Source organism: Rhodococcus sp. (in: high G+C Gram-positive bacteria) (assembly GCF_049591685.1).
Classification (GTDB): Bacteria; Actinomycetota; Actinomycetes; order Mycobacteriales; family Mycobacteriaceae; genus Rhodococcoides.
Genome location: NZ_JBAWFH010000512.1, coordinates 1 through 5,167, shown reverse-complemented (window position 1 = coordinate 5,167; position 5,167 = coordinate 1). Strand labels below are relative to the sequence as shown.

The following is a 5,167-nucleotide window of genomic DNA, read 5'->3' as shown; positions in this document are numbered from 1 at the left end:
CACGTAAGTCTGTTCGCGCTCGACGTCGGAACGCGGGTCGTCGGCAGCGAAGGTGGGGTCGTCCGCCACGCTGTCGGCGGTGGTGGGGCCGTCGTCCGGCAAAGGTTCTCCTCGGGAGTTCGGCAGGGTTGTTCACTGGCGCGAAATTCGCCCAAGCAGTCTATGACGAACAAGAGCCCCGCCGCAGAACCGCAGTTCAGGGCGGGGCTCTTCGTTCGGCCTCTTGAATTCGGTTACTTACTTGGCGTACTTCTGGACCTTCTTGTCGAGGTCCTTACGGGCCTTGACGACCTTCTTCTCGAGCGCGGCGCGTGCTTGCTCGGTTGCCTTCTCGAACTCGAGGCTCTGCTTCTCCGCACGCTTGCGCGCGCGCTTGCTGAGCCCGTCTGTTCGTTCGGCTGCAATGTCGACGAACCGTGCGCCGCGGTCCTGTGCGACCTCGACGAGTCCTGCTCCGCGAACTGCGGCGACGTCGGCCCACGCTGACCCGCGCGCCTGGGCCAGGTCAGCAAGATCGGAGCTGCGGTCGGCCAGCTTGGAGCCACGCTTGTGGGCTACCTTGGCCAGTTCGGTACTACGGTCTGCGGCCTTGTCGGCCAGCTTTGATCCGCGCTTCTGGGCAACCTCGGCGATGTCCGAGCTACGGTCCGCGGCTTGATGGGCCCACCGGGAGAGGACGGGCTGCGCCGTGCTGGCGAGGTCCGAACCCTTCTCGGCTGCGACGTCGGCCCACTTGGAGACGACCGGCTGCGCTGTGTGCGCCAACTCGGACCCCTTCTCGGTTGCGACGTCGGCCCATTTGGAGACGACCGGCTGCGCGGCGTCGGCCAAGTCAGCGCCACGCGATGCGGCGACCGAAGCCAGGCCCTTGATGCGCTCGGACGCGACACCGAGCTGGTCGGCGGTGTCATGACTGCCTGGAAGAGCAGAAACGACGGTGGCCTGCGCCTTGCGTGCTGCCCGGCGACCGCGCCATGCCAGCGAGGGCTTGCCTTCGGTGTCGACGGCGGCGATCAGGAGCCCGCCGAGCAGGCTGACGTTTTTGAAGAACTGCGTGCGCTGTGCCGCTTTGGCTGCGGGATCCGTTTCTTCCCAGAAGGCGTGCCCGGCGAGCGTCGTGGGAATCAAGGTTCCGGCCAGGGCGAGAGATGCGATGCGAGGTGCTTTACCCGTGGCGAGCAGAATTCCGCCACCGACCTGGATCGCACCGTTGATGCGTACCAGGGTCTCGGGATCGTCGGGGATGTTGGTCGTGACGCTGTCCGGCAGCGCGTCCTGTCCCTGTTCGATCAGAGGTGTCGCCGCCTTTGCTCTCGGCGCGGGGTTGCGGAGCGCGTCGATACCCCCGGCGATGAAGATGGTCGACATCAGCGGACGTGCGATACGGCGGACCAGCATTGACAGCCTCCTGCGTAGTTCGTAAGTGAACGTCTCGTACTTGTTCGACGCGTATGTGGTGACCACTACCCGCGCCGCTCACCGTAACTCTTACCCCGGACCCCCGGGTTTCAAGCGCGCAATCGCGTCACCAACCCCGTTCGCGCCATTCCGCCAGGTGGGGCCGTTCCGCGCCGAGGGTGGTGTCCTTGCCGTGGCCTGGATAGACGACTGTGTCGTCCCCGTAGACGTCGAAGAGTTTCTCGGTGACGTCGTCGAGCAGGCGGGTGAAGTCGTCGGCACCGGACGTCTTGCCGACGCCACCGGGGAAGAGGGAATCACCGGTGAACAGGTGCGTCAGTTGTGTGGCAGAGTCGGTGAGGGACAACGCTATCGACCCGGGAGTGTGTCCGCGGAGGTGTATCACTTTCACTGTGAGTTCACCCACCGAGATGACCTCGCCGTCGGCGAGCAGTCGATCCGGGGTGACCGGAAGGGGCTCTGCGTCCAACCCATGCGCGGCGGTGGGGCTGGCGGTACCGCCGGCAATGTCTTCGAGCGCCTGCCAGTGATCTGCGTGCTGATGGGTAGTGACGATGAGAGACAGCGTCGGAGCGTTCTCGTCGATGAGCTGCGAGAGGCGGTCGGCCTCGTTGGCAGCGTCCACCAGCAGTGATTGGCCGGTGGCGGAACAAACGATGAGATATGCGTTGTTGTCCATCGGGCCGACCGAAATTTTCGTGATCGTCCCTCCCGACATCACGCGTCGTTGTGGCGCCGATCCCGGGGAGACCACGCCGGTGTACTGGTCGTCGATGACCATGAGGTGCTCGTCCATTTCGAGGACGCTACCGTCGGCGCGGGGGAGTTGCGCCGTCGGGGAACCTGTCGGTGGGTCGGCCTAACATTGCTACTGCGTGAGGTGCACCCTCACGCGAGCATCTACGAAGCTTCGGTACGACTGGTGCGGCCGGTGGCACACGAGGGGCCCACGAGAGTGGTGTCGGCCCCACCAGCTCGACCAATAGAAGGGAACATTGTGGCGGATCGCCTGATCGTGCGAGGTGCGCGTGAGCACAATTTACGAGGGGTCGACATCGATCTACCTCGTAACAGCCTCGTCGTCTTCACCGGACTGTCGGGCTCGGGCAAGTCCTCGCTGGCGTTCGACACCATCTTTGCCGAAGGACAGCGCCGCTACGTGGAGTCACTGTCCGCGTACGCGCGGCAATTCCTCGGGCAGATGGACAAGCCCGACGTCGACTTCATCGAAGGTCTGTCACCCGCGGTGTCGATCGATCAGAAATCGACCAATCGAAATCCCCGGTCCACGGTCGGAACCATCACCGAGGTCTACGACTACCTGCGACTGTTGTTCGCTCGCGCAGGCACGGCGCACTGCCCCGTCTGCGGCGAGAGGATCGCCAAGCAGACACCTCAGCAGATCGTCGACCAGGTGCTGGGGATGGAAGAGGGCGCCAAGTTCCAGGTGCTGGCGCCGGTGGTGCGTACCCGCAAGGGCGAGTTCGTCGACCTCTTCGAGTCGCTCAACACCCAGGGCTACTCGCGCGTTCGGGTCGACGGCGTGGTCCACCAGCTCAGCGACCCGCCCAAGCTGAAGAAGCAGGAGAAGCACGACATCGAGGTCGTCGTGGACCGCCTCTCCGTCAAGGCCAGTTCCAAGCAGCGGCTGACCGATTCGGTCGAGACCGCGCTGCGTCTCGCCGACGGCATTCTCGTCCTCGACTTCGTCGACCGCGAGGAAAATGCTCCCGACCGCGAGCGCCGCTTCTCCGAGAAGTTGGCCTGCCCCAATGCGCACCCATTGTCGATCGACGATCTCGAGCCGCGCGCTTTCTCGTTCAACTCGCCGTACGGTGCCTGCTCCGAATGCCTCGGTCTCGGCGTTCGCAAGGAGGTCGACCCCGACCTCGTAGTGCCCGACCCCGACTTGTCGTTGGCAGGCGGCGCCATCGCACCGTGGTCCATGGGGCAAACGTCCGAGTACTTCGGCCGGCTGCTGTCCGGCTTGGCCGACGCCATGGGGTTCGATCTCGACTCGCCGTGGAACAAGCTGCCCGCCAAGGTCCGAAAAGCAGTGCTCGAAGGCAGTGAGCATCAGGTACATGTCAAGTACCGCAACCGGTACGGCCGAACGCGTTCGTACTACGCGGAGTTCGAGGGCGTAATGCCGTTCCTGCACCGGAGGCTCGAGCAGACCGAATCCGAGCAGATGAAGGAACGGTACGACGGCTATATGCGCGACGTGCCGTGTCCGGCCTGTGGCGGGGACCGGCTTCGTCCGGAGATCCTTTCGGTCACCATCGAGGCAGGCGGCTTCGGGCCGAAGTCCATCGCCGACGTGTGCCGATTGTCGATCTCCGAGACGGCCGACTTCCTGAACAGTCTGACGCTGGGCTCGAAGGAAGAGGCCATCGCAGGGCAGGTCCTCAAGGAGGTGCAGGCCCGCCTGGGCTTCCTGCTCGACGTCGGTCTGGAGTACCTCTCGCTCTCACGTACGGCAGGCTCGTTGTCCGGCGGCGAGGCTCAGCGTATTAGGCTCGCCACCCAGATCGGTTCGGGACTCGTCGGTGTTTTGTACGTCCTGGACGAGCCGTCGATCGGCTTGCACCAGCGCGACAACCGTCGGCTCATCGACACACTGACGCGTCTGCGCGATCTGGGTAACACCCTCATCGTCGTCGAGCACGACGAAGACACCATCCGCACATCTGACTGGGTCGTCGATATCGGGCCGTTGGCCGGCGAGCACGGCGGACGCGTCGTGCACAGCGGTTCCTACGAGGATTTGCTGAGATCCGAAGAATCGATCACCGGTGCTTATCTGTCCGGGCGCATGCAAATCCCTCTGCCGGAGTTCCGACGGGTCGTGGACAAGAAGCGGCAGGTCACCGTCGTCGGCGCCCGCGAGCACAACCTGCGGGGTATCGACGTGAGTTTCCCGCTCGGCGTCCTCACCTCGGTCACCGGGGTGTCGGGATCGGGTAAGTCGACGCTCGTCAACGACATCCTCGCGACTGTGATGGCAAACAAGCTCAACGGTGCGCGGCAGGTCCCGGGTCGGCACACTCGTATCAACGGTCTCGATCAGCTCGACAAGTTGGTCCGTGTGGATCAGTCACCCATCGGCCGTACCCCGCGTTCCAACGCAGCCACGTACACCGGTGTATTCGACAAGATCCGTACGTTGTTCGCCGCGACCACCGAGGCGAAGGTGCGCGGCTATCAACCCGGGCGCTTCTCCTTCAACGTCAAGGGCGGCCGGTGCGAAGCATGCTCCGGCGACGGCACGTTGAAAATCGAGATGAACTTCCTGCCCGACGTGTACGTGCCCTGCGAAGTCTGCAACGGTGCCCGCTACAACCGCGAGACACTCGAGGTGCACTACAAGGGCAAGACCGTTGCCGAGGTACTCGACATGCCCATCGAGGAGGCGGCTGACTTCTTCGAGCCCATCACGTCCATTCACCGCTATCTCAAGACCCTGGTCGAGGTTGGCCTCGGTTACGTTCGGCTGGGGCAGCCGGCGACGACGCTGTCCGGCGGTGAGGCGCAGCGCGTCAAGCTCGCGGCAGAACTGCAGAAGCGCTCGACGGGCCGCACGGTGTACATCCTGGACGAGCCGACCACCGGTCTTCACTTCGAGGACATCCGCAAGCTGCTCGGCGTGCTGAACGGTCTGGTGGACAAGGGCAACTCGGTGCTGGTGATCGAGCACAACCTCGACGTCATCAAGACCGCCGACTGGCTGATCGACCTCGGCCCCGAC

3 protein-coding genes are annotated in these 5,167 nt (G+C 64.3%); 1 reads left to right on the top strand and 2 read right to left on the bottom strand.

Annotated elements, in window-relative coordinates; all coding sequences use genetic code 11:
- Positions 1-237: 237 nt before the first annotated feature.
- Both WBQ44_RS20975 and WBQ44_RS20970 read right to left on the bottom strand, forming a co-directional pair.
- Positions 238-1,398 (bottom strand): DoxX family membrane protein, encoded by a 1,161-nt coding sequence (locus tag WBQ44_RS20975; protein WP_495568597.1) that lies wholly within the window; start codon positions 1,396-1,398, stop codon positions 238-240.
- Positions 1,399-1,525: 127 nt separating this feature from the next.
- Positions 1,526-2,215: an MBL fold metallo-hydrolase gene (locus WBQ44_RS20970; protein ID WP_495568596.1), complete on the bottom strand. Its 690-nt coding sequence runs from the start codon at positions 2,213-2,215 to the stop codon at positions 1,526-1,528.
- A gap of 201 nt (positions 2,216-2,416) precedes the next feature.
- Between WBQ44_RS20970 and uvrA the strand changes: the two genes are divergently transcribed.
- Positions 2,417-5,167 (top strand): excinuclease ABC subunit UvrA (gene uvrA, locus WBQ44_RS20965; RefSeq protein WP_495568595.1); only part of this gene is annotated, 2,751 nt, incomplete at its 3' end.